This window comes from Bradyrhizobium sp. A11 (assembly GCF_042077125.1).
Classification (GTDB): Bacteria; Pseudomonadota; Alphaproteobacteria; order Rhizobiales; family Xanthobacteraceae; genus Bradyrhizobium; species Bradyrhizobium japonicum_B.
Map to the genome: position 1 here is coordinate 5,885,330 of NZ_CP149509.1, position 26,009 is coordinate 5,911,338.

Sequence of the window (26,009 nt, forward strand, 5' to 3'; positions counted from 1 at the left end):
ACCGATGCGCCAGCCCATCCTGATCCCGAGCGCGATCAACGCGCCCCGATCATGCTCCGACACGGCGCGGCGGTCCGGGCTCCCTCAGGCGAACGCCACGCCCGCCGCCGTCGCTGCGGACCTGCTCGCCGATCAGTTCGACACCGGCCCGCTCGAACGCCTCGACCACCTTGATCAGGGTCTCGACCACGCCACGCACATTCCCGGTCGAAGCCTCCATCCGCTGGATGGTCGGCAACGACACACCGGCAAGCTCGGCCAGGGTTTTCTGGTCAATGCCGAGCAGCGCGCGGGCTGCCCGCATCTGGAATGACGTGATCACCTCGGCCTCACTTACCAGGACCCATAAATGATATCTAGAACGTATACAATGATATAAAATACATCATCTGGCGGTGAGCGCAAGTGGCTGCCCGTCTGTCTCCTCCGGTATTGCGAGGAGCTCTTGCGACGAAGCAATGACGGTGGTTTGGGCGCCGGCGCGGCCTGAAGGACGGGCACGCTCGTGGAGGCAGCCCCTCACCACGCGCCCTCCCCGTAAGAACGGGGAGAGGGCGTGAGAGAGACCGGTGCCTCCCCTACTGCGATCCCTTACGACGCGAGAGACAGCTTCACGCCGCGTGCTGATGCGCGGCGATGATCTGGTCGGCGGCGCGGCCGGTGACTTCGGCCATGTGGTCGAACTGGCGCGTGAAGCTGCCGGCGCCAGCGGTGGCCGAGCGCAGCTCCACGATCAGCTCGCCGATCTCGGCTTCCGGCATCATGGCGCGGACGCAGTCCCAGCCGCTCCAGCCCTCGCGGGTGTCGAAGCCGAGGATCTGGCCGCGCCGCGCCGACAGGATCGCGTTGATCCTGGCGGTGGCCTCGGTCGGGCAGACGATCTCGACCACGTGGATCGGCTCCAGTAGCACCGGCTGGCATTGCGGCAGGCCTTCGTTCAGCCCGATCCGCGCCGCGGTGCGGAAGGCGAGATCGGAGGAATCGACGCTGTGATAGGAGCCGTCGGTCAGCGTCACCTCCACGTCGGTGACGGGAAAGCCGAGCGGCCCCCGCGCCAATCCGTCGACGACGCCTTCTTCGACCGCCGGAATGTAGTTGCGCGGCACCGCGCCGCCCACCACCTTCTCGGCGAACTTGAAGCCATCGCCGCGCGGCAGCGGCTTGATGTCGAGCACGACATCGCCGAACTGGCCGTGGCCGCCGGACTGCTTCTTGTGCCGCCCGCGCTGGGTGATCGGCTTGCGGATGGTCTCCTGGTAGCCGATCGCGGGCGGATGCGAGGTGACCTTGACACCGAAGCGGTCGCGCAGCCGCTCGCCGGCAACGCGTAAATGCATCTCGCCCTGCCCCCACAAGACGGTGTCGTGGGTCTGGGCATTCTGCACGACGACCAGGGAGGGATCCTCCTCGTGCAGCCGCGCCATCGCCTGGCCGAGCTTGACGTCGTCCTTGCGATCGGCCGCCGCGATCGAAATCGCGAGCACTGGCGGCGTCGGCGCGATCGTGATCAATGCCGCCGGCGGTGTCTTGCCGTTCGAGACCGTGTCGCCGGTCTTGATCGGATCAAGCTTGGCAAGCGCCACCGTGTCGCCGGCCTCTGCCGCGGCGCGCTTGGTGTCGTAGGCACCGTTGACGGCGAGGATGCCTGAGATCCGCCCCGCACCGCCGGAGGACGATTGCAGCGTCGCGCCGTCGTCGAGGTGGCCGGCGAGCAGCCGCGTCAACGACAGCTTTCCGCCATGCTGCGAATGCAGCGTCTTGAAGACATAGCCGAGCGCGTCCTTGCTCTCGGGCACGCCGAGGCGTTTTGCGGTCTGTGTGATGCCGGGCGCCTCGTGACGCAGCGCCTTCATCAGGCGCAGCACGCCGTTCTCGCGCGCGGCGGCACCCAGCAGCACCGGACAGATCAGCCCGTCGCGCAATTCGCGGGCGAGATCGTCGAACACCGCATCGCGCGGCGGCTGGATGTCTTCGAGCAATTGCTCCATCAGCGCATCGTCGTGATCGGCGAGCTTCTCCAGCATCGAGAAGCGGGCTTCCTTCTCGCGATCGAGATCGCCGCCTTCGAGCGCGACCACCTCGGAAGCCTTGTGCTCGCGATAGATGAAGGCGCGCTCCAGCGCGAGATCGACGAAACCCTCGATCAGCTCGTCCTTCCAGATCGGGATCTGGCGCAGCACCAGCGGCACGCGGGAGGCGGGCTGCAGCATCGCCAGCGTCTCGCGGATGCGCTGGCTGGCGCGGTCGATCTTGTTGAGGAACAGGAAACGCGGGATCTTCAGCTCCTCCAGCTCGCGCAGGATGATCTGAAGCTGCGGCAGCTTCTTCTCGTCGGCCTCGCAGACCACGATCGCCGCATCGACTGCGGGCAGCGCGGCGCGCATGTCGTGGGCGAACTCGACGGAACCGGGACAATCGAGGAAGGTGTAGCTGTCGCCCATGAAATTCGTGGTGGCGGCAGTCAGCCCGACGGTCATCTTGTGATGACGGGCCTCCGGCGTGGCGTCGCCGACGGAGGTGCCGGCATCGACGCTGCCGGCGCGCGGGATTGCACCCGTTCGCGCCAGGATCGCCTCGAGAAGTGTGGTTTTACCGCTTTGGAAAGGGCCCACCAGCGCGATGCACCGTGGACCTCGGGGACTTCTGACGTCTTGTCCCATTTCGCCGCCTCCTTGGTGTGGAGCTCGGCCCGTGATTGGGTCGGCAAACGCAGATGCTCTGCCCCTCCCCGAGATTTGGCAAGCATCAAACGTCGCTGCGGTGCGTCGTCAGTTCGATCAAGTCTTATAATTCTACGGGCTAGGCTCGGTGTTCCAACTCTCCCCGACGTGGAGAGGTAAAGCAGCGGCGCCCCAGGCGCTCAACGGCCCGGGCGGAGTTCCAGGCTCTCAAGGCCGGCGGCGATGTTGAACCCGACCTGGCCCTGCACGCTGAGCGGCTGGAGCGCGATCGAATTGTTGGAGCCGCCGACCAGCACGTTGCCGCCGAGACCGACGCCGACCGAGGCGCTGCCCTGCGCGCCCACGTAATTGCCGGAGAGGTCGCCGGGGCCGAGGCGGTCGACCGGTGCGAACACGCCCCACGCGAGCGCAGTCTCCTGGGTGATACCGATGTCGAGGCCGACCTTGCGGATCGTCGCGACATAGCGGTCATCGGGCAAGCCGTCGGCGCGCAGCACGCAGCCGAGATGAGTCACCGATCCCACGATGAAGCCGACGCTGGCGCCGCCGCGGCATTCGAGCACGCCGACCCGCGCCATCCGCTGCTGCTGCGCATCACTATTCGCGACCGAGGCGACGAGGCTGGCGGCGGTGAGTCCGGCGAGAAGGAGCGAACGGCGCATGAACAATATCTCCGGCAATGACGTGATGCGAGCAGAGAGAGCGCCACCCGCGTTGCGCGTCTATGCCACAAGTGTGCTTGTGGTGCCAGATCGAGCACGGCAATCAGCGTGCAAACAATGAAAGGCCCGCCAGTGGCGGGCCCTTTCGCAGATATCGTGGGGTGGGCAAAGCGACTTGTCCGCCATAGCTCGAAGAGCGACGGCGGAAGCGTGCCCACGCATTCTTTGCGATCGAGAGAGATGGTGGGCACGGCGCTCGTGCGCCTTTGCCCACCCTACGATTCCAGACTCGCGGAGAGAACTCCGATCCCACAAGAGCGAGAAGAGGACTCCGCTTGCCGCGCCAGGCTTACCGCAGATTGCCGCAGAAGCGCTGGATACGCTTGCAGGCGTCTTCGAGGTCCGAGGTCTTGGTCGCATAGGAGATGCGGAATGCAGGTCCGAGGCCGAAGGCCGAGCCCTGCACCACCGCGACGCCTTCGGTCTCGAGCAGCTCGGTGACGAAGTCCTCGTCATTGCCGATCACCTTGCCCGACGGCGCGGTCTTGCCGATCGTGCCGGCGCAGGACGGATAGACGTAGAAGGCGCCCTCGGGACGCGGGCACTCGATCCCCTTGGCCTGGTTGAGCATGGAGACGACGAGGTCGCGCCGCTCCTTGAAAACCTTGTTGTTGGCGGGGATGAAGTCCTGCGGACCGTTCAGCGCCTCGACCGAGGCCCATTGCGCGATCGAGCACGGGTTCGAGGTCGACTGCGACTGGATCGTCGACATCGCCTTGATCAGCTGCGCGGGACCACCGGCATAGCCGATGCGCCAGCCGGTCATGCAATAGGCCTTCGAAACGCCGTTCACGGTGAGGGTGCGGTCGTAGAGTTTCGGCTCCACCTGCGCGACCGTGGTGAACTGGAAGTCGTCATAGACGAGGTGCTCGTACATGTCGTCGGTCATCACCCAGACATGGGGATGCTTCACCAGCACGTCGGTGAGCGCCTTCAGCTCCGAACGCGTGTAGGCGGCCCCCGTCGGGTTCGACGGCGAGCACAGGATCACCCATTTGGTCTTCGGCGTGATGGCGCGCTCGAGCGCTTCGGCCTGCAGCTTGAAACCGGTCGCGGCGGTGCAGACCACCGGCACCGGCTCGCCGCCGGCGAGCGCCACCATCTCGGGATAGCTGACCCAATACGGCGCGGGAATGATCACCTCGTCGCCCGGATTGATGGTGGCCATCAGTGCGTTGTAGAGCACCTGCTTGCCGCCGGTGCCGACGATGATCTGGTTCGGCTTGTAGGTGACGCCGTTCTCGCGCTGAAACTTGGCGATGATCGCCTCCTTCAGCTCGGGAATGCCGTCGACCGCGGTGTACTTGGTCTTGCCGGCTTCGATGGCGCGGATCGCCGCCAGCTTGATGTTGGCGGGCGTGTCGAAGTCGGGCTCGCCGGCCCCTAGGCCGATGACGTTGCGGCCCGCCGCTTTCAGCGCGCGTGCTTTATCCGTGACCGCGATGGTCGCGGACGGCTTCACACGGTCGAGCGCAGCGGCAAGGAAGGACATCGTCATCTCCTGACAAGCGTCGTGAAACCTTTCGCCTCACGACTCCGATTGTGGGAATGAGGCCACCCTAAAACGTGAGCCGCTGCACCGCAAGAAACTTCGGCCCGATCTCGAGAAAGTTTACGGATCTGGAGCGGGTCGAGGCAGGATTCCCGCAATTTTCCGCAAACCTGCCGCGCAAACCCCTCATATCCGGCAAGGCTTGTCCTCGGAGCAATTTCAGGCCGTTCGCGATCGAGCAGACGGCCCATGCCTGGGCTCGCCATCTTCGCTGGAGCTTGGCTGGCTCGACACCAAGGTGCCGAGCGCGACCTCGACGTAACGGGTCAGGGCCGGCCAATACGATGTGAAGTTTCAGCGCCTCGTAACTGCCGCTCAGCCATTCACACAAGTGCGCGCGAGGATATGTCCCCGCGTTGACGCAAGCGTGAACTGATTTGCATGGCCACGCGGAAATGATCTTCCGCTGCATTGCAATGCGGTAGGGTTTTCGAGTTTTTCTATTGGCTGACCCTTGCGGCGGATTCGCATCGGCATCATTGTTTAGCCGCGCTCAGGGGCAACGAGCGCCGCGTCTCCCGTCTTCGGAATCGAACTCCAGAATGTACAAGCTCTATTCGATGCAACGCTCCGGCAACAGCTACAAGGTCCGCCTTGCGCTGGCGCTGCTCAATCTGCCCTACGAAGCGATCGAGGTGGACATTCTGCGCGGCGAGAGCCGCACGCCGGACTTTCTGAGCAAGAACCCGTCAGGACAGGTGCCGCTGCTCGAGGTCGGCGATGACCGTTATCTCGCCGAGTCCAACGCCATCCTCTGGTACGTCGCCGTCGGCACTCCGCTTGCACCCGAGAATCGCATCGACCGCGCCGAGGCGCTGCAATGGATGTTCTTCGAGCAGCACGCGCTCGAGCCGAACATCGGTGCCGCCTATTTCTGGCTGTCGCTGGTCAAGGGCGGCCGCGACCTGCAGACCCATTCGCTGGAAGACTGGATGGAGCGCGGCTATGGCGCGCTCCAGGTGATGGAGAATCACCTGAAGACCAACGCCTATTTCGCCGCGCGCCAGCTCACCGTCGCCGACATCGCGCTGTACGGCTACACCCACCTGGCCGACCGCTGCGACTTCGATCTTTCGACCTTCCCGGCAATCCGGGACTGGCTGAAGCGGGTGGAAGCCGCGCCCGGCTTCGTGTCGATGGACTGGCGGCCGGCCGACGTCGACGACCCCGCCAGCATTGCCGCCAGTGCATGATCGGCCCCACCCGCTGCCCTGGGGAATAGCGGGCATAAAGGTATTATTTGCCGCATTCCGGCCATTTTCAGCAGGATAGCCGCCGCAATGTTGCCGGCTCAAGCTGGGAAATTGTGGAACGTTGCGGGTGATTCGCTCGCGCGTTGAAGGATTTAGACCATGACACGGGCGTCCGGCACGGCCGGCTTTCAGGGCCATCCCGCTACCGTCGCGTCTTCCCGGCTGACCAACGCGGTTGCGGCCTCGCTCGCCGTCGCCGCACTCTCGCTGTGCCTGATCGTCACGCTGACGGTGCTGTCGACCAAGGCGACCATGGCGATGGGCCTGCCGGTCTGATTCCCGTTTCATCCCGGTCCTGTCTTCAAGGCGCCGCATGCCCCGCGCCGGCCGGCATCGCGACAGGACCTCGATGAAATCACCTGTGGTAGTCGTTGCAATCACGTTGACTGCGGCCATCCTGGTCGCGGCGTCATTGTTGATCGTCGTCGGTACGCGCAAGGCGCCGGGGACGTCGACGCTGAATGCGCCTGCGCTGCAACAGCCGCTCAAGCACACGCACTTGGCTTAAAATCATCCGAAAGCCTTAGGCTTGCGAGCAAGCGCGCCCTAAGCACACCGCACGAATCCGCATCGCAGCGGCGCAACGATCCGTCAGACTTGCGGTCTTACCTCCGTCGTGAGGGCGAGACTGTCCATGCGGTTCGGATGGCGTGCGATCTCCGGTCCGGTGCTGACGGCAGCAACCCTGCTGCTGGCGATGCCGTTCGATCGCTTGATCCCCACGCCCACGCCGGCTCCGCTGCTCGTCGGCATCGTGGCGCTCGCCGGCGCATTGTCGGGTCTCGGCTCCGCCGTCACCAGCGCGGCCATCGCGGTGTCCGGTGCAACGCTGCTCGTGCTCGGTCGCCACGGCGTTTCCGCCTCCATCGCCGATCTGGTCCAGCTCGGCCTCCTGGCCGTCACCGCTGCCGGCACCGCCGGCATCACCGGCCTGATGCGCCAGCGGCTGCTCGGCACGTTCGCGGCCGAGCGCCGCAGCCACGCCACCGCCGTGCGGCTGTCGGCCGCGCTCGACCAGGTCGATATCGGCATCGTGCTGCTCGATGCCGAGACACGCGCCGAGTTCATAAACCGCGCGTTCCGCTATTATTTCGCCTTGCCGGACCAGATCGCCGACGGCAAGCCGCCCTTCGTCGCGCTGATGTATCACGGCCGCGACACCGGTGCGTTCGAGCTGCCCGAAGACGAGCTCGGCACCTTCATCGCGCAGCGCATGGAGATGGTGCGGACCGGCGATGCCACGCCGATCAACATCGCCCTGCGCAGCGGCGACGTGCTGCGCTTCGTCTGCACGGCGCTGCCGGACGGCGGACGGATGCTCAGCTACACCCCGGTGACCGACCTCGTGCGTCACACCGATGCGCCGTCACGCGCCGACTATTACCGCTCGCTGCGCGATCCCACCGCCCGCGGCCTGATCCGGTATCTGCGCGTCGCGGAGTGATTCAACTGCGCGATTGATCACCGCACCCATCATCCCGTATGAAAGACGCTTCGTCGATCGCGGAAATCCACATGTCGCTCACCGTTCGCTCCGTCACCAGGCAGGACTATGATCAATGGCTGCCGCTATGGGACGGCTACAACGCCTTCTACGGCCGCTCCGGCCCGGCCGCGCTCGCTCCCGAGATCACGCGCATGACGTGGCAGCGCTTCTTCGATGCCTATGAGCCCGTGCATGGGCTCGTCGCCGAGAGCGACGGCAAGCTGCTCGGCATGACAAACTACCTGTTCCATCGCAGCACCACGGCGATCGAGCCGTCCTGCTATCTGCAGGATCTGTTCACGCTCGAAGCCGCGCGCGGCAAGGGCGTCGCCTCGGCCCTGATCCATGGCGTCTACGAACGGGCAAAGCTGGCGGGATCGCCACGCGTCTACTGGCAGACGCACGAGACCAACCTCACGGCACAGCGCCTGTACGACAAGGTCGCGGAGCGTTCCGGCTTCATCGTCTATCGCAAGGTCTTCTGATTCCCGCGCGCGCCCTGTGGATAAGTGCCGCTGTCACCCGCGCGTAACATAGCGGGGCTACGGTGCAGCTGCGTCTGATCAGGCCCCCGTCACCGGTCAAGCGCCTCAAAGCGGTCCCCGTCAGTCGCCGCGTCTGACAGGGGCCGCATTTTTTGTCGGCCTCGTCAGCATGGCGGCAGGCGGCGCTATTTGGCGCCGCGTCCCACCGTCTGCATCACCTCGAAACCTTCGAACTGGGGATGGCCGAGATAGAGCGGCTTGTTGTCGCCTGCCTTGTGATGCGCGGCGCGAAACGCCTCCGACTTGGTCCAGGCCTCGAACGCCGCGTGGTTCGCCCAGACCGTGTGCGAAGCGTAGAGCGTATGGTCCTCGGCTTCCGGCCCGCGCAGCAGATGGAATTCGACGAAGCCCGGCACCTTGTCCAGATGCGTGTCGCGCGAAAGCCAGACCTGCTCGAAGGCGGCCTCGGAGCCCTTGGCGACGCGGAAGCGGTTCATGGCGATGTACATGGGTGTGGTTCTCCTGATGCTCGGCCCATCATGTCGTCATTCCGGGACGCGCCGCAAGGCGCGGACCCGGAATGACGGCGGCTGCTATGACGCCACCAATCCCCTCATCGGCTTCGCGCTGGCGCTGTCCGGAAACACCGTTTCCGCCAGCACGCGATCGGACAGGCCGAACTGCCCTTGCAGCACGCCCTTGATCACCGAGCGCAGGTCCGTGGTCGGCTTGAGGTCGCGGCCGTCGTGGAGGTTCGCAAGCTTGAGGCCCGGCCAATCCGATATGATGCGGCCGCCCTTCACGGCGCCGCCGGCGAGCAGCGCGATCGTGCCGGTGCCGTGATCGGTGCCGTCGGTGCCGTTGATGCGCGCGGTGCGGCCGAACTCGGTGGCGATGACGACGACGCTGTCGCGCCAGCGCTCTCCCAGGCCGCTTTCGAATTCGGCGAGCGCGCCGTCGAGCCCGCCGAGCAGGAAGGCGAGGCGGCCGACCGGGCCGCCTTCATTGGCATGGGTGTCCCAGCCGTCGAAGGCGAGCGCGGCGATGCGCGGACCGTCATCCGCCGCCATCAGCTTGGCCGCGCCGCGCGCGACCTGGCGCATCTGCGCCACCGCATTGCCGGGCCTGCGTTTCATGTCGTCGCCGCTCGCGGCCTTGTCGAGCTGGAGGCCCTGCGACAGCGCCGTCGCCAGCGCGGGATCGCGGTGACGGTAGAGATCGACGAGCCGCATCGCGGTGTCGTCATCCGCCTGCGGAAGCGCCACCGGCGCCCATCCGACGGTCGGCGCGTTGCCACGCAGCACCAGCGGCGTGGTGGGTCCGACCGCAAGACCGCTCGATACGCGCTCGCCGCGCGGCAGCGCCTCCAGCGCGCGGTTGAGCCAGCCGGACTGCACGCGACCCGGCCCGGCATAGCCGCTTTCGAGCACGTCCTGTCCGTCGAAATGCGAGCGATCGCGATAGGGCGTCGCCACCGCATGAATCACCGCCGCGTGCTTGTCGCGATACATGCGCGAAAATTCCGGCATGGCCGGATGCAGCGCGAAGAAGGAATCGAGCGGAATCGCGGGATGCGCGCCCTCCGCGGCGAGCGCGATCGAGCCGTGCAGGCCGGCATAATCGGGATCGCCGATCGGCGCGACGGTCGAAAGCCCGTCGAGCGCCCCGCGCAGGATCACCACGATCAGCCGGGGATCGCGCCCGTCGGCCGCTCGTGCGAATTTCGGCAGGTAAGCCCAGGCCGCGAACGCGGCGCCGCCGAGCAAAAGACCGCGGCGCGAGGTGAGGAGCCGGTTCTCGACGCAGTCGATCATGATCATCTCCTCTGCATTTCCGGCGACATCAAGAGCAACGCCAGCGCCTGCTGCCGCGACTCCGCCCGTTCGACGGTTCTGCGCGTTTCGATCGAGGCCGCATCGGCCGCCGCGAACTCGAGAAGGTCGAGCGGGTCGATATTGTTGCCGAGCCGCGCGCCGATCTGCGCGGCGATATCGAGCCTGAGCTTGATCCCTTCGGGCGCGGCCCAGGCGGCGCTGGTATCCGGGAAACCGTTCGGCCCTGCCGGCGACCACAGCGGCTGGCCCAGCAGATTGAGATTGTTGAGATAGGCGCCGGGATCCTCCGGCACGCGCGCGAGCAGCCGTCCGCTCGCCACGAGGAAATCGTAGGGACTGCGCATCTTGGTCAGCGGCGCCTTCCAGGCCTCGTCGGACTCGACCAGCGCGGTCGCAAGCGCCTTGAGATCGCCGTCGGTCTTGACGAAGACGTCGCGCAGCCGCGCGACCAGCGCCGGCGGCGGATCGTCGGCAACGAAGTGACGAGCGAATTTGCTGGCGATGAAGTTCGCGGTCGAGGGATGCCGTGCGATGTCGGCGAGCGCGGCCTCGCCCTGCGCGAGCCCCGCCGCCTCGTAGGTCTTGCCGAGCAGCACCTGCGGTCCCGGCTGGTGCGCATTGGCGTTGAACACGAAGGAGCCGGGGGGCCCAAGCTGGCCCTTTCGTCCGGCGAAGGTCCAGCCGGTGATGATGCGCGCGAGCGAGGTGACGTCGTCCTGCGTATAGCCGCCGCCGACGCCGAGCGTATGCAGCTCCATGATCTCGCGCGCGAGATTTTCGTTCAGGCCGCGCTTGCGATTCTGCCCGGCGCGCGAGTCCGGGCCGAGCGATTGCTGGTTGTCGAGGAAGAACAGCATGGCCGGATGCTGTTCCACCGCCCTCAGCATGTCGGCGAAGCGCCCGAGCACGTGCGGCCTGATCGCCTCGCGCTCGAACGCGCCCGCCCAGATCCGCGCCAGCTCGCCCTTGCTCGCGGAGATGCAGAAATGGTTGGACCAGAACACGACGAGCCGTTCGGTGAAGCCGCACTCTGCCAGCGTCGCGCGCTGCAACCGTGCCAGCGCTTCAGCGCGGAAGGTCTTTTGAATGACGTTGAGCGGCTGCGGCGCAGGCTTCTGTTCGGTCGGCGCCGGCATGTCGGCGGGCGCGGCGGTCTTTGCCGCCTCGCGCGCCTGCCTGACCTGATCCTGATAGGCGAAGACGGCCTGCCCCAGCTGCTGCGTCGATTGCAGACCGGGCGCCTCCAGCAGCACGCCGCTCGGCCGCGCGAGCTCCGCCTTCACGAAGCCGCGCGGATCCGAGCTTGCGTTGATCAGATCGCCCGAGGCGCCGCCGCGGGCACCGAAGCCGAACCGGTTGAGCGCAACGAGCGCGGCTTGCGAATCGCGGGCCATCGATTTGTCCTTCGCGTGCCGGGAGCCGCTTTCCGAGTCCGCGCGCGACGCCTAATATACCGTAACGACGCATGAACCCGACATGAAAATCACGGCGAAGCTTCGGCGCAAATCATGACAAATCCGAAAGAATCCTCACCGCCGAAACCGCGCCGCCTCGCCTGCGCGCGCTGCGGCACCGAGTTTGGTTGCGATCTCTCGGGCAATTGCTGGTGCGCGGAAGAGGTTGCGAAACTACCGATGCCGGTCACGGGCGAGGATTGCCTGTGCCGCGAATGCTTGCGCAAGGCGGCGGCGGAGGCAGCATCGTAGGGTGAGCAAAGCACAAGCGTGCCCACGCAGTTTTGCGATCGAGAGAGGTGGTGGGCACGGCGCGAGGGCGCCTTTGCCCACCCTACGAAACTGCGCGCGCGGAAACGACAGTGAGGAGACCTCGCCCTACACCGCAAACCCCGGCGATGTCCGCGCCATGCCGTCGAACGCGTCGAGCAGTTTTTCGCGCCATGCATGGATCGGATCGTCCGCCTCCAGCAGCTTGAACGGGCTGACCACGCGCGCCCATTGGAAGCCGCCGAACACGATGTAGTCGGCATAGTTCGGCGCGCCGCCGCCGATGAAGGGCTGCTTCTTCAGCGTCTGGCGCATCACCTCGAGCGATTTGCGGAAGGCGACCACGCCGGTGTCGCGGCTCGACATGACATCTTCCAGGCTCTTGCCGCCGAAGCGCGCCTCGCGCGACTGCCGGAAATAGGCGGCGTCGGTCTCGCCGAGATTGTTCGGAATGTCGGCGACGATCAGCGGGAAGATGCCGCCGACGATGGCGATATCGCCCCATGCATTGATCATGCGCGCCATGGCGCGGCCGCCCTCGCCGCCGAACAGCGACGGACGATCCGGAAACTTGTCTTCGAGATAGGTCGCGATATTCCAGGAATCGACGATCGGCCTGTCATCGTGCAGCAGCACCGGCACCTTCTCCGAGCCGTGCGGCACAAGTGTGCTCTTCTCGGTGAAACGCCATGGCAGCGATTCCGCCGCCAATCCCTTATGCGCCAGCACCATCCGCGTGCGCCAGCAATACGGGCTGAACGGGCGCGAGGGGTCGGTGCCGACGAGTTCGTAGAGCTTGAGTGACAAAGGCGCCTCCACTGGCTCCGTCATTGCGAGGAGCTCTTGCGGCGACGCAATCCAGGCTGCCGCCGCGGAAGCATTCTGGATTGCTTCGCCGGCGCTCGCAATGACGATGTGGAGACAGATCTGCGTATCACCGCCCGTTCGCGCGCAGCAGCCTCTCGCCATCCTCCGTCACCGCGATGATCAGCCCCATTCCGGGCAGCGTCTCGCGCGCGACATAGCCGCGCTCAGCGGCGTCTTCCCAGATGGTGAGACGCGGGCACGAGGTCTTCCAGGTCGAAATCACCTCGGCATAGGCGCGCGGCTCGCGCGCGACCCATTCGACGAAGTCCAGCACCAGCGGATCGGCGGTCTCGCTCATTGCAAACCTCCCTTGTCGAAAGCGGCCAGCACCGGCGCGCGAAGCAACAGCCAGCCGCCATAGGCGATGTAATAGCAGGCAATGGTGGTGATCAGCTTGTTCGACCAGGCGATGAACTGCTGATCGGTCATGGCCTCCAGGATGCGCCGCGCCAGCGTGGTGCCGAGCATCGAGGCGGCGATCGCGACGCCGGCGAGCACGGGGTCGAGGCTTGCGGCCTGATCGATGATGCCGCCGAAATAGATAAGCTTGGTGAAATGGCTGACCACCTGGCACATCGCTTTGGTCGCCACCTTCTCGCGCCGGCCGAAATTGCCGCCGAGGAAGAAGGTGTCGAGCAGCGGGCCGGAGACGCCGGTCATCAGCATCAGGCCCATGCAGATCGTGCCGTAGACCGTGCCCTGCCAGAGACGATCAGGGTCCGGCTTGATGTTCGCAGGGAGGAGCCGCGCCATGAACGGGGTGACCCCGAGCAACAGCAGCGCCATCGGCTTGTCCGGCACGTAGCGCGTGAGCGACCACGCCGCGAGCGCGACGGCGGCGCCGACCATGTAGTTCGCGACCGGCCGCCAGCGGATATGTGCCCGCCACAGCAACGCGCGCCAGCCGTTCGAGGCCATCTGGGTGATCGCGTGCAGCACCATCGCGGTCGGCAGCGGCATCAAGGCCAGGAGCACGCCGATCAGGATCAGCCCGCCCGCCATGCCGAACAGCCCCGACAGGAACGCGGTGGCGACCATCAGCAATCCGAGGGCAGCGATCATGAGGGGCGTCACTGAGCAAAATCTCCGTGGTGCATGTAAGGGAGGAGCTGCTCATTCCCCTCGCCCTGCAAGCGGGGGAGAGGCGAAGAGGCCGCGCCCGCGCTCCAACAAATCAGCAGGAATTGCGCTCATTCTAGTGCCTCGCTTGCCCCTGCTTCGCAAACTGAGTTATCTTGCCCTGGCCTCAGCTTTCCTGAGGGTCTTGGCACAAGGGTCCTGCATTTGCGGCGGCTGCTGTTTCTCAACGGCATCAAGGCATTCGAGGCGGCGGCGCGGACCGGCAGCTTTGCCGCGGCCGGACTCGAGCTGAGCGTGTCCGCAGCCGCGGTCAGCCGCATGGTGCATCTGCTGGAAGAACGGCTCGGCCTCGCGCTGTTCGAGCGCAAGGCCAACCGCCTGGTGCTGACGCAGGCCGGCCGCGCCTATCAGAGCGGACTGACGCCGATCTTCGATGCGCTGGCCAGCCTCACCGCGCAGGTGACGGCGCCGGCGAGCGTCCGCGTGCTCACCATCGGCGTCGGCCACACCTTTGCGATGCGCTGGCTGATCCCGCGCCTGTCGGAGTTTCGCAGCGAGGAGCCGGATATCGAGGTACGCTTCACCACCGGCGGCGCGTCGGTGCCGTTCGGCGAGGATTGGAGCTGCGGCATCAAGCTCGGCACCGGCGACTGGCCCGGCCTCGTCGCCGAGCCGCTGTTCGCAGGCGACCTCACGCCGGTCTGCGTGCCCCGCCTCGCGAGCGGGCTGAAGCGCCCGGCCGATTTGAAGGGACCGAGCCTGATCCGCGTCGCACATTCGCCCGAGGACTGGCCGATCTGGCTGAAGGCCGCCGGCGCGACCCGGATCAGCGCACGTGGGCCGGAGTTCCAGTTCTACGGCCAGGCGCTGCAGGCCGCCGCCGACGGGCTCGGCATCGCCATGGGCATCCGCCCCTATATCGACGACGACCTCGCCGCCGGCCGGCTGGTGGCGCCGTTCGACCTCTCGGTGCCCAAGGGCATGCGCTGGTATCTGCTCTATCGCAGCTTCCAGACCGAGCAGCGCGACTTTGCCGCGTTCCGCCGCTGGATCATGCGGGCGGCGGCGGAACCCGCGGCCCGGCCGGTGAAGCGGAGCGGCCGTACGGCGGCGCGGAACTGACGCCTGATCGGCCCCTTGGGCAAAAAAGCCGCCCACTTGTGAACGGCTTCACATCCCGAAAATCGCAATCGTGGTCCCCTGACCCTCCAACAAGACACGTACGGAACACTTTCGGGGACGACCATGACGACCCTCTACGACGGCTTTGACATCGAATCCTTCGAGGCTGGCAAAGGCCTCTGGCACGCCCGCATCCGCCGCGCCGATCTCAGCCCCCTCGCCATCGACGGCGTGCTGTTTCCGGCCATGGAGGTCGGTTTCGCCTGGCCGGATCAGAACGCCGCGATCGCCGACGCCAAGCACCACATCGACCGCTTCCGCCGGCGGACCGACAGCGACGACGAATGAGCGGGCCGGACGACAGGCAACCAGGGACAGCGCAGGTCAAGAAGGGGCAACCGGTCATGTCAGTCATCGAATTCGAAGACCCGTCGCGGCCGAGGATCTACGCCCGCGCCGTGCTGTCCAAATGCCCGGAATGCGACGGCGATCTCACCGTGCTCCGGGTCATTGGCGGGCGCGCCGGCTGCGAGTACTGGGCCATGCGCTGCACCGATTGCGGCGGCCTCCATCTCGACATCCTCGAACCCTATCAAGCGAACGAGGACGGCGAGGGCCCGCTGCCGGCGGCGTAAGGTTCCTTCCTGCTGACAACCTGCTGTCAGCAGCCTGCATGGCGACGGCCATTCGCCCTTTATCGGGAGGCGGACTCGTCCCATATTCGCCTCATGGCGAAGAAACCTGCATCCCCCGAAAAATCCGGCAAATCCCCCAAGACTCCGAACTCGAAGGCGCATCGGCCCGACGTGCAGCCGATCGGGCCGGCGCTGGCCGAATTGCTTAATCCCGCGATCAATCGCGGCGACGCCGGGCTCGGATCGGGCACCGGATTGCAGCCGCCGCCGGACAATTCGCGCGACCGCCGCTCAGGCGGCGAGGCCGCGGCGCATCGCGCGCGGGCTTCGACACCGAAGGAGTTTCCGCAAGATACCGCACGCCCGATGCCGCTGCGCCCAAATCCGCAGCCAGCGGGCGCCCGCGCGTCGGCCGAAGGCTTCGACGAGGCGCCGCAGGCCAATTACGGCACGGCGGCCACCATCCCGACGCTCGATCCGGAACTGGCGCGGCAGCTCGGGCTTCCCACCGAGGAGGACGATGCCGAGGCGCTGGCGCGGCCGCCGCGCAGCAAGATGGAAGCGCTCGGCGTCAAGGCCACCGCCGATGCCCTGGAATCGCTGATCCGCGAGGGCCGGCCGGAATTCCGCAAGGACGACGGCTCCACCAAGGTGTGGACGCCGCACCGGCCGCCGCGCCCGGAAAAGTCCGAAGGCGGCGTGCGCTTCGAGATCAAGTCGTCCTACGAGCCGCGCGGCGACCAGCCGACCGCGATCGACGAACTGGTCGAGGGCATCAATCGCAACGACCGCACCCAGGTGCTGCTCGGCGTCACCGGCTCGGGCAAGACCTACACCATGGCGCAGGTCATCGAGAAGACGCAGCGCCCGGCGCTGATCCTGGCGCCGAACAAGACGCTGGCCGCCCAGCTCTACGGCGAGTTCAAGAACTTCTTCCCTGATAACGCGGTCGAGTATTTCGTCTCGTATTACGATTACTACCAGCCGGAAGCCTACGTCCCGCGCACCGACACCTATATCGAGAAGGATTCCTCGATCAACGAGCAGATCGACCGCATGCGCCACTCGGCGACGCGCGCGCTGCTCGAACGCGACGACGTCATCATCGTCGCCTCGGTGTCCTGCATCTACGGTATCGGCTCGGTCGAGACCTACACCGCGATGACCTTCGCGCTGAAGAAGGGCGAGCGCATCGACCAGCGCCAGCTGATCGCCGACCTCGTCGCGTTGCAGTACAAGCGGACCCAGGCCGATTTCACCCGCGGCACCTTCCGCGTGCGCGGCGACGTCATCGACATCTTCCCGGCGCACTATGAGGACCGCGCCTGGCGCGTGAACCTGTTCGGCGACACCATCGAGTCCATCGAGGAGTTCGATCCGCTCACCGGCCACAAGCAGGACGAGCTCGAATTCATCAAGATGTACGCCAACTCGCATTATGTGACGCCGCGCCCGACGCTGGTGCAGGCGATCAAGTCGATCAAGTCGGAGCTGAAGCAGCGGCTCGACCAGCTCCACAACCAGGGGCGCCTGCTCGAGGCGCAGCGGCTGGAGCAGCGCACCACCTTCGACCTCGAGATGATGGAGGCGACCGGAAGCTGCGCCGGCATCGAGAACTATTCGCGCTACCTCACCGGGCGCCGTCCCGGCGAGCCGCCGCCGACGCTGTTCGAATACGTCCCCGACAACGCGTTGATCTTCGCCGACGAGAGCCACGTCACCATTCCGCAGATCGGCGCCATGTTCCGCGGCGACTTCCGCCGCAAGGCGACGCTGGCCGAATACGGCTTCCGCCTGCCCTCCTGCATGGACAACCGCCCGCTCCGCTTCGAGGAATGGGACATGATGCGGCCGCAGACCATCGCGGTCTCGGCAACGCCGAGCGGCTGGGAGCTGAACGAGAGCGGCGGCGTGTTCGTCGAGCAGGTCATTCGCCCGACCGGACTGATCGATCCGCCGGTCGACATTCGCCCGGCCCGTACCCAGGTCGACGATCTCGTCGGCGAGGTGCGTGCGACCGCGCAGGCCGGCTATCGCTCGCTGATCACGGTGCTGACCAAGCGCATGGCGGAGGACCTCACCGAGTACTTGCACGAGCAGGGCATCCGCGTCCGCTACATGCACAGCGACATCGACACCATCGAGCGCATCGAGATCATCAGGGATTTGCGCCTCGGCGCCTTCGACGCGCTGGTCGGCATCAACCTGCTGCGCGAAGGCCTCGACATCCCCGAATGCGCGCTGGTCGCGATCCTCGATGCCGACAAGGAAGGTTTTCTGCGCAGCGAGACCTCGCTGATCCAGACCATCGGCCGCGCCGCGCGCAACGTCGACGGCAAGGTGATCCTCTACGCCGACCAGATGACCGGCTCGATGGAGCGCGCCATCGCCGAGACCAACCGGCGCCGCGAGAAGCAGGTCGAGTACAACAACGCCAACGGCATCACGCCGGAGAGCGTGAAGAAGCAGATCGGCGACATCCTCAACTCCGTCTACGAGCGCGACCACGTGCTGGTCGAGGTCGGCGGCCACGACATGACCGACGACGTCATCTCGATCGGCCACAATTTCGAAGCCGTGCTCGCCGACCTGGAAACGCGGATGCGCGAGGCCGCCGCCGACCTGAACTTCGAGGAGGCCGCCCGCCTGCGCGACGAGGTCAAGCGCCTGCGCGCCACCGAGCTCGCGGTGGTCGACGATCCCACCGCCAAGCAGCGCACCGTCGCCGGCAAGGCCGGCGCCTATGCGGGTACGAGGAAATACGGCGATGCCGCCAACCTGCCCGTCAGCGCGATGAAGAAGAAGACCGTGAGCTCCGCGCTGAAGGCAAGCGGCGGCAGCAGCGGCTCGAAGGTGCACAAGCCGCATCTCGACGAGATGCACGGCCCGGAATCCCTGCCCTACCGCGAGAAGCCGAGCCTGCCGGCAAAGCCGTTCGGCAGCACCAGCCGGATCATCCAGCCGACGGACTCAAGGCAGTCCGGACCGGAGTTCGGGCCGGCGCCGAAGTCGACGGGCGGGATGCCGGGGCGGCGCGGGGGCTGGAAGAAGAGGTAGGCGGCGCAGGTTCATTAGCGCCGTCGCCGCTCTGCGGCGCTCCGGAATGACGAGGGCCATCCTACCCCAAGCTCGCCGTCACCACGGCCATCACCGACAGCAGCAGCACGATGGTCACGAGTTGCAGCGAGGCGACCGGCTGGGTTCGCCAGGCGGTGATCTTGTCGGACAGCGACAGATGGGCCTCGAAGAATTTCGGCTCGTAGACGGTCTTGAACAAATGCGGGACGCTGGGGCCGAAGCTCACGGCCAGCAGCGCGTGGGCGAGCGAGGCGATGGCGACGAAGATGGCGACGCCGGGGTCGCCGGCGAGGTCGTGGTCGCCGCAGAGCTTGAGCAGGAAGGCGGCCAGGGCGAAGGTCGGAAAACTCTGCAGGATCGTGGTCAGCGCGAGGCCTTCGAGCGCGTTGTGCAGACGGGACTTTCGGACTCTGGCGATGGCAGCCATGGCACGTCTCCCTGATGACATGGGATAACGCTACTCCTGCCGGCCATGGGGTGATGTGAGGCGGGTCACGCCCCATAGCCGCCTGTCCCACGATGGATTCCGGGCTCGCCGCTCCGCGGCGCCCCGGAATGACAGACTACAACTTGCGGTTCAGGGCGGCTGCGCGGAGCCGAGTTGCGCATTACGCACTGGGCCGTGGCGTACCACGCAGCTGATCCGGCACCAATTCGTGCACCCGGCCCATAACGCAACTTTTAATTGTACGCCATGAACCTGGCATTGCGCCGGCGCGTCATAGGAACATCCCTGTGATTTCGCGGATTGCCGGTGCGCGGGACCACGCGCTAGCGTTGCACAACGGCCAAGAAAAAGGATGGGCGGAATGTCGATCGAGAAGCTCAATCGCCAGCGGGTCGTGCATCTGCTCGACGCCTTCGCCCGCGGGGACATCGAGACGGCGCTGGCATGCTGCACCGACGACGTCGACTTCCTCACCCACGCGCCGATCGACGTGCTGCCGCACATGGTGCCGCGCCACGGCAAGGCCGAATTGCGCGAGCTGTGGGAGACGATCTGGTCGCGCTATTCCGAAATCCGCTACAAGGCGCCGCACATCGTCGCCGAGGGCGAGGCGGTCGCGACCTACATGCAGACCTATTTCAGGAAGCGCAGCAACGACCGCATCGTGCAGTTCGACATGGCGGTGTTCTACACTTTCCGGGGCGGGCTGGTGGCCGAGATCCGCGAGATCATCGATTCCTACGATCTGGTGCAGCAGGTGCTGGAGCGCGAGATCGGGCCGTTGATCACGGGCGTGCAGGCGGATTGATCCCTGCTTGCCTGGAACCCGGAACCGAACCCGGAAGATTACGGGGTTCTATTGTAAATATCACAAAATCCGTTCAATGGTGCATTGCAAAAACGTGAATTGCGTTTTGGCCGAAGCCCGCTACATTGTTCGTATACAAATGAGTTGATCCCCGGCGCCTGACTGCGCGTGGGGATGTTTTCGTTTCCTTTCGCAAGCCAGCTTCAGGACTGCCCAAAATGACAGAGCACAGCCTCTGGCGTTTCTCGCGCGCGTTGCACCGCGCGATCAACGACCGGCATTTCGAGGATATCGAGGCCCTGATCGACGAGGACGTCGAGTGGGCGCTCTACGGCCCGATCGACATGTTTCCGTTCCTCGGCGCACGCCGGGGCAAGGCGGCCGTGCTCGAGGTCATCCACCAGCTCGCCGACAATTTCCAGGTGCACCGCTTCGACCGCGAGAGCATCATGCTCGGCGTCGATTCCGCCGCCTCGATGGTGCGCTATTCGCTCACGGCCCTGGATTCCAACAAGCCGATCAGCCTGCGGGTCGCGCAGTTCGCCCAGTTCAGGGCAGGCAAGCTCGTCAGCATGCGCGTCCTGATCGACACGTTCGACCTGGTCGAGCAGGCGCTCGGCCGCGCCATTCATCTGCCGAAGATGACCCGCGTCGGCTGACGCGTGATCCGGACCCGAAGGGCCGCGTTAGCGCAAAGTGCGCAGCGGTTCTCCAAAAAGATCATGCGCAAACGACAACCTGAAGCGCGATGACGATCATCGCGCTCCAGGGGGGACGCCAACGGGCCCCGCCGTTCGGGACCGATGACGATGCCGGCCGCGACGTCCTGGCCTCCAGCCCCGCCGGATGCCGTCGCGCCAGAAGCTCGTCATCGGGCGCGCGCCTCTCGCGCGGCCCGTTGGTTCGCCGCTTGAATTTCAGCGCCACAATTTCGCAACGATGGGTCAGCATTTTCCGCGCGGAATGGCGCATGGTCTTTGCCGACGGCCGATATATATTGATTCGGCAGCATGCGTTGGGGCTCGCGGGCAGGACGATGGAATTCTCGACAGGGTTTGGCTGGACCAGGCTGCCTATGCTGGCGACCGCATTCATTTTGGGCTCGGTCCTGACGTTACAGGCGCAGATCATCCCGCCCTTCTCCCCTCCAGCGGCCGCAGCTGACGACGAGGCAGCCGAGCCAGAGGCCGTGGCGGAGGCCCCCGACGTCAGCGACCCCGACGTGATGAAGGACATCGACGTCGACAAGCTCGACTGGAGCCAGCTCGCGGTCGACGCCGGCACCGGCATCGATCCCATGGCCGCCAAGAAGCGCGCCCAGGCCGCCGCCAGGGACGGGCTGGACTGGTCGTCCAATGCCAACGCGAACGGCTCCTCGGCGGTGACGGTGAAGCAGTCCGTGTCCCCGTTCTGGGACACGCGGATCGGCGCCGACATGACGGTGACGAGCGAGCCGCGGACGATGTCCGAGCTGCTGGCGCAAAAGGCCGGCAACGGCGGCAACCTGCCGCAATCCTCCGGCAGCGCCTGGGCGACGGCAACCGCGCCCGGCGCGGGCGCGATCTGGGACAAGACCGCGGTGGAAGCCCGCGTCGATCCCGGCGCCGAGCAGAGCAGGATCGGGGCCTCGCTGACCAAAGCGATGCCGCTGTCGGGCGAAACCTCGCTGACGCTCCAGAACGGCTACAGCGTCAACCAGCAGGGCACCGGCGCCGTGCCCGGCATCGGCGGCCACATCATCCGCAATTACGAAACCGACCAGTCCGCCAGGGTCACCCTCACCGACACCGGCACCAGCATCACCGCCGGCCAGACGCTGTCGACCACCGACGACAAATGGCTGCGCAAGGTCGGCGCCGAGCAAAAGCTGTTCGACAACGTCACCGTCTCCGGCTCGGTCGGCGAGACCTCGCAAGGCGCGGTCAACAAGAGCGTGACGGCCGGCTTCAAGAAGAGCTGGTAGTCCCGCGCTCCACCTTTCATCCTGAGGGCGCTCCGAAGGAGCGCGTCTCGAAGGGGATCGAGGCCCTCTGCCACAGCGGGGCCTGCATGGTTCGAGGGCGCGCGCGAAGGGCGCGCTCCTCACCATGAGGGGATGGGTTCCGATGCGCGCAACAGCGTTCACACTCTCCTAACCATACGCCACGGCAAAACCCCCGAATGGTCCGCCCTTGCCGCATCTCGGCCCATTTGCGGTCAAAATCGGACGCCCTGATAAGGAAGCCTCACAGACGTCGTCGTGCGGGGGACACTCGCGCTGCGCTCAACGCGAACAGGGGAACAACGATGAACGCCATGCGTCCGGAAAAGATCGAAGCCACCGAGACCGAGACGGTCGACACCAACCTCGCCGCCGTGACCGAGGTCGAGGCCGGCATCCGCGACTTCGTCCGCAACGATATCGCTTATCTGCGCCGCCCGGCGTCGACCACCACCGACGCACCGCCGCTCGACCCGAGCGCGGAGGCCACCGTCAACAACGTCAACTCGCTGATCCAGCGCGTCGCCGGCACCTCGCTCGCCGAGATCGAGAACCTGATCTCCGAGCTGGAGAGCCTGCGCGACCTGCTCCATGCCGAAGGCCAGCGCGTCCAGCGCGAGATCTCCGGCTATGCCCAGCTCAGCCAGGCCGCGATGAAGTCGACCCGCATGATCGCCGACAACGTCGCGCAGTGGAAGCGCGCCGCGGACGGCCTGCGCAACAGCTGATCGCCAAGCACCGCATCACCGGCCGCCGCGTTCTCGGAAGAGAGCGCGGCGGTTTTGATTCGGGGAGGTTTCGTGCCCCGGACGCATGCGCGGCGCGATGGGTCCTGGCTCTGCGCAGCAGCGCAAGAGCGCTGCAGCGTGTCCGGGACAGAAAAGTATAGCTTGAACCCTCTGCTCATCCCCAACGACTAATGCCAGCGCCGGCAGCCTTGCGGCCGGGCCTGGGGGACATTTCAGATGGAAAGCATTCGGCCCGACACCACGGACCCGATACCGTTGCGGCCCGCGCCGAATCAATTCGGCACGATCATGCTGCGCTTTGTCGGGCTGCTGGCGGTTGCGATCGCCATCCTGGCGTTCGTCTATAGCCGCTGAGGCGCGGCCGGATGCCGGCCGCGAAAGATGAACGAAGTGTTACCGGCTCGCCTCGGCGACCGAGGCTTCCAGGGTGTAGGCGCCATCGGCATAGCCCTTCACCACCATGCCGGCGACCAGCATCACTGCGAGCGTCGCGGTCGCGAAGATAAATCCAACAAACTTGAGTGCGCCGCGATCTGCCATGGTCCTCGTCCCCTGTCGTCTGCCCAATTCGTTTCAAATAGACAGCGACAGGTTCATAATTAGTTAGCAACTCACTGGTTCCGCAGAAACCCTTCGCGGTAACCATGTTGCGCAGGCTTATGGCAGCCGCCCCGAATCGCGTCCATAGCGCGCGGGCAACACTCGCGCATCATTTGGACCGTTCATCTTGGAACAGATCTAACCGCCCTTCCGCTTGGGCACGAAGGCTGAAGCGGTGATGGAATAGACGTCTTCGCCGCGCTGGTTGGTGCCGGTGGTGCGGGCGGTCAGGATGCCCCAGCCGGGGCGCGAGGCCGAGATGCGCTTGTCGGTGACGACGTTGACATAAGCGACGGTGTCGCCGGCGAGCACCGGCCTGATCCAGCGCAGGTCGCGAAAGCCCGGCGACGGGCCCCATACCGCGACCTCCTCGCCGCGCGAAGCGGCCTCGCGCGCCAGACGCTGGCCGTCGGCGACGAGCAGGCTCATGCAGGCCGAGCCGACATGCCAGCCCGACGCGGCAAGCCCGCCGAACAGCGAGTTCTTGCCCTCCTCCTCGTCGAGATGGAAACGCTGCGGATCGAACTTGGCGGCGAATGTCTTGATGGCCTCGGCCGTGAACGTATAGCTGCCGATCTCGCGGCGCTGGCCGATCTCGATGTCGTCGAAGAACCGCATCAGACCGCTCCCTCGCGCCGCTTGATCAGGATCGGCGACGTCATCTCGGCGAGCGCCTCCCCCTTGGCGTTGTGCACGGTGCATTTGAACTTGACGATGCCGAGCTCGGGCCGGCTCTTCGAGGTGCGCGCCTCCAGCACATCGACCTCGAGCATGAGGTCGTCGCCGGGCCGCAGCGGCGAGAGCCAACGCACTTCGTCGACGCCGGGCGATCCCAGCGATGCGGCGCGGGTGATGAAGCCGTCGGCCATCATCCGCATCATCAGCGAGCAGAGATGCCAGCCCGAGCCGGACAGGCCGCGCAGCATGCTTTTGCTGGCAGCCTCCTCGTCCAGGTGCATCGGCTGCGGATCGAACTCGGCGGCAAAGGCCAAAATCTCGTCGCGGGTGACATGGCGCGGGCCGAACGTGCCGAACCGGCCGGGCGGGAAATCTTCGAAGGTCAGGGTCATCTGGGGAAAGCTTTGCGGGAATGACAGATTGTGGCCGCACTTTGCGGCAATCTCAACCCGCCGGCCCGCATGGCTCGTGCTACATACCGGGTGGCGGCGTTGATCCGAGTCGGATCGACCGAGGGCCGCGATCGGTTTATCAAGGCCCAGTGCCCTGGGGAGAGCAATGTTTTCATTCAGCGACCTTTTCCAATGGGACCGCTTCATCACGCCGACGATCATCAAGACCTTCTATTGGCTGGTGATCGCGCTGATCTGCCTGTTCGGTCTCTCCGGCATCTTCTCCGGGCTCGCCGCGATGGCGATCAGCCCGTTCGGCGGCTTCCTGGTGCTGCTGTCCTCGATCGCCAGCGTCGTCGTCGGAATCGTGTTCTCGCGCATCCTCGCCGAGCTGATCCTGATCGTCTTCCGCATCAACGAACATCTCGGCGCGATCCGCGACCAGGGCGGCGGGATGCGGTAGCGCCGTCATTTCGGGGCGCGCGAAGCCGTAGGGTGGGCAAAGGCGCGCAGCGCCGTGCCCACGATCTTTCTCAATGGTGACAGGCGGTGGGCACGCTTCGCTTTGCCCACCCTACGGCACTACGGCACCGGTGTTGCCGGCTTACGTATTGAACCTGAAATGCATCACGTCGCCGTCGGCGACGACGTAGTCCTTGCCTTCGAGGCGGAGCTTGCCGGCATCGCGCGCGCCGGCTTCGCCGCCGAGCGCGACATAGTCCTCATACGCGATGGTCTCGGCGCGGATGAAACCCTTCTCGAAGTCGGTGTGGATCACGCCGGCCGCCGCGGGCGCCTTGGTGCCGCGATGGATGGTCCAGGCGCGCGCCTCCTTCGGGCCCACGGTGAAATAGGTGATGAGGTCGAGCAGCCGGTAGCCGGCGCGGATCAGGCGATCGAGGCCGGCTTCTTCGAGGCCCAACGTCTCCAGGAACTCGGCGCGCTCTTCGCGCGAGATCGTCGCGATCTCGGATTCGATCTTGGCGGAGATGACGACGGCGACCGCGCCTTCCTTGGCCGCCTGCTCTTCGACCGCCTTGGAGAACGCATTGCCTGATGCGGCCGAGCCTTCCTCGACGTTGCAGACATAGAGCACCGGCTTGGAGGACAGCAGGCCGAGCATGGCGAAGGCGCGCTCCTCCTCCGGCTTGCGCTCGACGAGACGCGCGGGCTTGCCCTCGCGCAGCAGCACCAGGGTGCGGCTCACGAGGTCGAGCTGCTCCTTGGCGTCCTTGTCGTTGCCCTTGGCCTTCTTGGTGAGGTTGTCGACGCGCTTCTCGAGGCTGTCGAGGTCGGCGAGCATCAGCTCGGTCTCGATGGTCTCGATGTCGGCGAGCGGGGCGATCTTGCCCTCGACATGGGTGATGTCGGAATCCTCGAAGCAGCGCACCACATGCGCGATGGCATCGACCTCGCGGATGTTGGCGAGGAACTGGTTGCCGAGGCCCTCGCCCTTGGAGGCACCGCGGACGAGGCCAGCGATGTCGACGAAGGTCAGCCGGGTCGGGATGATTTGGCCGGATTTGGCGATGGCGGCGAGCTTCTCCAGCCGCGGATCCGGCACGGCGACCTCGCCGACATTCGGCTCGATGGTGCAGAACGGATAGTTCGCGGCCTGCGCCGCGGCCGTCTCGGTCAGCGCGTTGAACAAGGTCGACTTGCCGACATTGGGCAATCCGACGATCCCGCATTTGAATCCCATGGTCTCTTCCAGTCTTCGCGCCGCGCGCGCATGCGTTCGTTGAAGTCGTCATGCCCGGCCTTGTGCCGGGCATCCACGTCCTTCGCTCCGCGGAGAAAGAAAGGCGTGGATGGCCGGGTCAAGCCCGGCCA

Annotated in this window: 32 protein-coding genes; 16 read left to right on the forward strand and 16 right to left on the reverse strand. The window is 65.9% G+C overall.

Going from position 1 to position 26,009, the window contains the following annotated elements; all coding sequences use genetic code 11:
• Nucleotides 1-49: 49 nt before the first annotated feature.
• The 4 genes from WI560_RS27645 to WI560_RS27660 all read right to left on the reverse strand — a co-directional run bounded on the left by WI560_RS27645 (nt 50) and on the right by WI560_RS27660 (nt 4,895).
• A complete protein-coding gene (locus tag WI560_RS27645; protein WP_028134433.1) occupies nt 50-322 on the reverse strand; it encodes a helix-turn-helix domain-containing protein in 273 nt (90 codons plus the stop codon).
• Nucleotides 323-611: 289 nt separating this feature from the next.
• Nucleotides 612-2,660, reverse strand: a complete 2,049-nt coding sequence (locus WI560_RS27650) for an elongation factor G (RefSeq protein ID WP_375305728.1) — start codon at nt 2,658-2,660, stop codon at nt 612-614.
• Between the two features lie 200 nt (nt 2,661-2,860).
• Nucleotides 2,861-3,343 (reverse strand): DUF992 domain-containing protein, encoded by a 483-nt coding sequence (locus WI560_RS27655; RefSeq protein WP_375305729.1) that lies wholly within the window; start codon nt 3,341-3,343, stop codon nt 2,861-2,863.
• 349 nt (nt 3,344-3,692) lie between these two features.
• A complete protein-coding gene (locus WI560_RS27660; RefSeq protein ID WP_375305730.1) occupies nt 3,693-4,895 on the reverse strand; it encodes a pyridoxal phosphate-dependent aminotransferase in 1,203 nt (400 codons plus the stop codon).
• Nucleotides 4,896-5,497: 602 nt separating this feature from the next.
• On the opposite strand from WI560_RS27660, the gene WI560_RS27665 reads away from it, so the two are divergent.
• The 5 genes from WI560_RS27665 to WI560_RS27685 all read left to right on the forward strand — a co-directional run bounded on the left by WI560_RS27665 (nt 5,498) and on the right by WI560_RS27685 (nt 8,179).
• On the forward strand, nt 5,498-6,148 hold the full coding sequence (locus tag WI560_RS27665) for a glutathione S-transferase family protein (RefSeq protein WP_375305731.1): 651 nt from the start codon (nt 5,498-5,500) through the stop codon (nt 6,146-6,148).
• Nucleotides 6,149-6,307: 159 nt separating this feature from the next.
• Nucleotides 6,308-6,484 carry a hypothetical protein gene (locus WI560_RS27670; RefSeq protein WP_164718788.1) on the forward strand — a complete coding sequence of 59 codons (177 nt, stop codon included), beginning with the start codon at nt 6,308-6,310 and terminating at the stop codon, nt 6,482-6,484.
• An 85-nt stretch (nt 6,485-6,569) separates the two neighbouring features.
• On the forward strand, nt 6,570-6,716 hold the full coding sequence (locus tag WI560_RS27675) for a hypothetical protein (protein ID WP_196236061.1): 147 nt from the start codon (nt 6,570-6,572) through the stop codon (nt 6,714-6,716).
• A 126-nt stretch (nt 6,717-6,842) separates the two neighbouring features.
• Nucleotides 6,843-7,652 carry a PAS-domain containing protein gene (locus WI560_RS27680; protein WP_375305732.1) on the forward strand — a complete coding sequence of 270 codons (810 nt, stop codon included), beginning with the start codon at nt 6,843-6,845 and terminating at the stop codon, nt 7,650-7,652.
• Nucleotides 7,653-7,723: 71 nt separating this feature from the next.
• Complete coding sequence (locus WI560_RS27685; RefSeq protein ID WP_375305733.1) at nt 7,724-8,179, forward strand: GNAT family N-acetyltransferase; 456 nt, start codon at nt 7,724-7,726, stop codon at nt 8,177-8,179.
• A 185-nt stretch (nt 8,180-8,364) separates the two neighbouring features.
• Here WI560_RS27685 and WI560_RS27690 read toward each other — a convergent pair whose 3' ends face one another.
• From WI560_RS27690 to WI560_RS27700, 3 genes are all read right to left on the reverse strand, one after another.
• Entirely contained in the window at nt 8,365-8,688 is a 324-nt protein-coding gene (locus WI560_RS27690; protein WP_375305734.1) for an antibiotic biosynthesis monooxygenase family protein, read from the reverse strand.
• Nucleotides 8,689-8,772: 84 nt separating this feature from the next.
• A complete protein-coding gene (locus WI560_RS27695; protein ID WP_375305735.1) occupies nt 8,773-9,993 on the reverse strand; it encodes a DUF1501 domain-containing protein in 1,221 nt (406 codons plus the stop codon).
• A gap of 2 nt (nt 9,994-9,995) precedes the next feature.
• Complete coding sequence (locus tag WI560_RS27700; protein WP_375305736.1) at nt 9,996-11,408, reverse strand: DUF1800 family protein; 1,413 nt, start codon at nt 11,406-11,408, stop codon at nt 9,996-9,998.
• Nucleotides 11,409-11,522: 114 nt separating this feature from the next.
• Here WI560_RS27700 and WI560_RS27705 point away from each other — a divergent pair, with 114 nt between their 5' ends.
• A complete protein-coding gene (locus WI560_RS27705) occupies nt 11,523-11,720 on the forward strand; it encodes a hypothetical protein (RefSeq protein WP_375305737.1) in 198 nt (65 codons plus the stop codon).
• Between the two features lie 126 nt (nt 11,721-11,846).
• Here WI560_RS27705 and WI560_RS27710 read toward each other — a convergent pair whose 3' ends face one another.
• The 3 genes from WI560_RS27710 to WI560_RS27720 form a co-directional block, all read right to left on the reverse strand.
• A complete protein-coding gene (locus WI560_RS27710; RefSeq protein WP_375308927.1) occupies nt 11,847-12,545 on the reverse strand; it encodes a glutathione S-transferase family protein in 699 nt (232 codons plus the stop codon).
• A gap of 127 nt (nt 12,546-12,672) precedes the next feature.
• Entirely contained in the window at nt 12,673-12,903 is a 231-nt protein-coding gene (locus WI560_RS27715) for a hypothetical protein (RefSeq protein ID WP_375305738.1), read from the reverse strand.
• Complete coding sequence (locus tag WI560_RS27720) at nt 12,900-13,679, reverse strand: TSUP family transporter (protein WP_375305739.1); 780 nt, start codon at nt 13,677-13,679, stop codon at nt 12,900-12,902. The genes WI560_RS27715 and WI560_RS27720 overlap by 4 nt, the downstream gene beginning before the upstream one ends.
• Nucleotides 13,680-13,889: 210 nt before the next feature.
• Here WI560_RS27720 and WI560_RS27725 point away from each other — a divergent pair, with 210 nt between their 5' ends.
• The 4 genes from WI560_RS27725 to uvrB all read left to right on the forward strand — a co-directional run bounded on the left by WI560_RS27725 (nt 13,890) and on the right by uvrB (nt 18,499).
• Nucleotides 13,890-14,807 (forward strand): LysR substrate-binding domain-containing protein, encoded by a 918-nt coding sequence (locus WI560_RS27725; RefSeq protein ID WP_375305740.1) that lies wholly within the window; start codon nt 13,890-13,892, stop codon nt 14,805-14,807.
• Between the two features lie 123 nt (nt 14,808-14,930).
• Nucleotides 14,931-15,155, forward strand: a complete 225-nt coding sequence (locus tag WI560_RS27730; RefSeq protein ID WP_028134417.1) for a hypothetical protein — start codon at nt 14,931-14,933, stop codon at nt 15,153-15,155.
• 56 nt (nt 15,156-15,211) lie between these two features.
• Nucleotides 15,212-15,442, forward strand: a complete 231-nt coding sequence (locus WI560_RS27735; protein ID WP_375305741.1) for a hypothetical protein — start codon at nt 15,212-15,214, stop codon at nt 15,440-15,442.
• A gap of 93 nt (nt 15,443-15,535) precedes the next feature.
• Nucleotides 15,536-18,499, forward strand: a complete 2,964-nt coding sequence (uvrB, locus tag WI560_RS27740; RefSeq protein WP_375305742.1) for an excinuclease ABC subunit UvrB — start codon at nt 15,536-15,538, stop codon at nt 18,497-18,499.
• 61 nt (nt 18,500-18,560) lie between these two features.
• Here uvrB and WI560_RS27745 read toward each other — a convergent pair whose 3' ends face one another.
• Nucleotides 18,561-18,947 (reverse strand): hypothetical protein, encoded by a 387-nt coding sequence (locus WI560_RS27745; RefSeq protein WP_375305743.1) that lies wholly within the window; start codon nt 18,945-18,947, stop codon nt 18,561-18,563.
• A gap of 382 nt (nt 18,948-19,329) precedes the next feature.
• Between WI560_RS27745 and WI560_RS27750 the strand changes: the two genes are divergently transcribed.
• On the forward strand, nt 19,330-19,776 hold the full coding sequence (locus WI560_RS27750) for a nuclear transport factor 2 family protein (RefSeq protein ID WP_375305744.1): 447 nt from the start codon (nt 19,330-19,332) through the stop codon (nt 19,774-19,776).
• Nucleotides 19,777-19,994: 218 nt separating this feature from the next.
• Nucleotides 19,995-20,435 (forward strand): nuclear transport factor 2 family protein, encoded by a 441-nt coding sequence (locus WI560_RS27755; RefSeq protein WP_257176521.1) that lies wholly within the window; start codon nt 19,995-19,997, stop codon nt 20,433-20,435.
• Nucleotides 20,436-20,496: 61 nt separating this feature from the next.
• Here WI560_RS27755 and WI560_RS27760 read toward each other — a convergent pair whose 3' ends face one another.
• Nucleotides 20,497-20,871, reverse strand: coding sequence for a hypothetical protein (locus WI560_RS27760; RefSeq protein ID WP_375308975.1), 375 nt, complete (start codon nt 20,869-20,871; stop codon nt 20,497-20,499).
• On the opposite strand from WI560_RS27760, the gene WI560_RS27765 reads away from it, so the two are divergent.
• From WI560_RS27765 to WI560_RS27775, 3 genes are all read left to right on the forward strand, one after another.
• A complete protein-coding gene (locus tag WI560_RS27765; protein WP_375305745.1) occupies nt 20,813-21,739 on the forward strand; it encodes a hypothetical protein in 927 nt (308 codons plus the stop codon). The two genes, WI560_RS27760 and WI560_RS27765, sit on opposite strands and share 59 nt — an antisense overlap.
• Nucleotides 21,740-22,062: 323 nt before the next feature.
• Nucleotides 22,063-22,485 (forward strand): hypothetical protein, encoded by a 423-nt coding sequence (locus WI560_RS27770; RefSeq protein WP_097657569.1) that lies wholly within the window; start codon nt 22,063-22,065, stop codon nt 22,483-22,485.
• A 237-nt stretch (nt 22,486-22,722) separates the two neighbouring features.
• Nucleotides 22,723-22,860 (forward strand): hypothetical protein, encoded by a 138-nt coding sequence (locus WI560_RS27775; RefSeq protein WP_007614812.1) that lies wholly within the window; start codon nt 22,723-22,725, stop codon nt 22,858-22,860.
• 39 nt (nt 22,861-22,899) lie between these two features.
• On the opposite strand, the gene WI560_RS27780 is transcribed toward WI560_RS27775, so the two are convergent.
• The 3 genes from WI560_RS27780 to WI560_RS27790 form a co-directional block, all read right to left on the reverse strand.
• Nucleotides 22,900-23,046: a hypothetical protein gene (locus WI560_RS27780; RefSeq protein WP_028134406.1), complete on the reverse strand. Its 147-nt coding sequence runs from the start codon at nt 23,044-23,046 to the stop codon at nt 22,900-22,902.
• A gap of 198 nt (nt 23,047-23,244) precedes the next feature.
• Nucleotides 23,245-23,724, reverse strand: coding sequence for a MaoC family dehydratase (locus WI560_RS27785; protein ID WP_028134405.1), 480 nt, complete (start codon nt 23,722-23,724; stop codon nt 23,245-23,247).
• Complete coding sequence (locus WI560_RS27790; RefSeq protein ID WP_257192733.1) at nt 23,724-24,176, reverse strand: MaoC family dehydratase; 453 nt, start codon at nt 24,174-24,176, stop codon at nt 23,724-23,726. The genes WI560_RS27785 and WI560_RS27790 overlap by 1 nt, the downstream gene beginning before the upstream one ends.
• A 166-nt stretch (nt 24,177-24,342) precedes the next feature.
• On the opposite strand from WI560_RS27790, the gene WI560_RS27795 reads away from it, so the two are divergent.
• Nucleotides 24,343-24,639, forward strand: a complete 297-nt coding sequence (locus tag WI560_RS27795; protein WP_126259079.1) for a DUF4282 domain-containing protein — start codon at nt 24,343-24,345, stop codon at nt 24,637-24,639.
• A gap of 141 nt (nt 24,640-24,780) precedes the next feature.
• Here the strand turns inward: WI560_RS27795 and ychF are convergent, their stop codons facing one another.
• Entirely contained in the window at nt 24,781-25,878 is a 1,098-nt protein-coding gene (gene ychF, locus WI560_RS27800) for a redox-regulated ATPase YchF (protein WP_375305746.1), read from the reverse strand.
• Between the last annotated feature and the right edge of the window lie 131 nt (nt 25,879-26,009).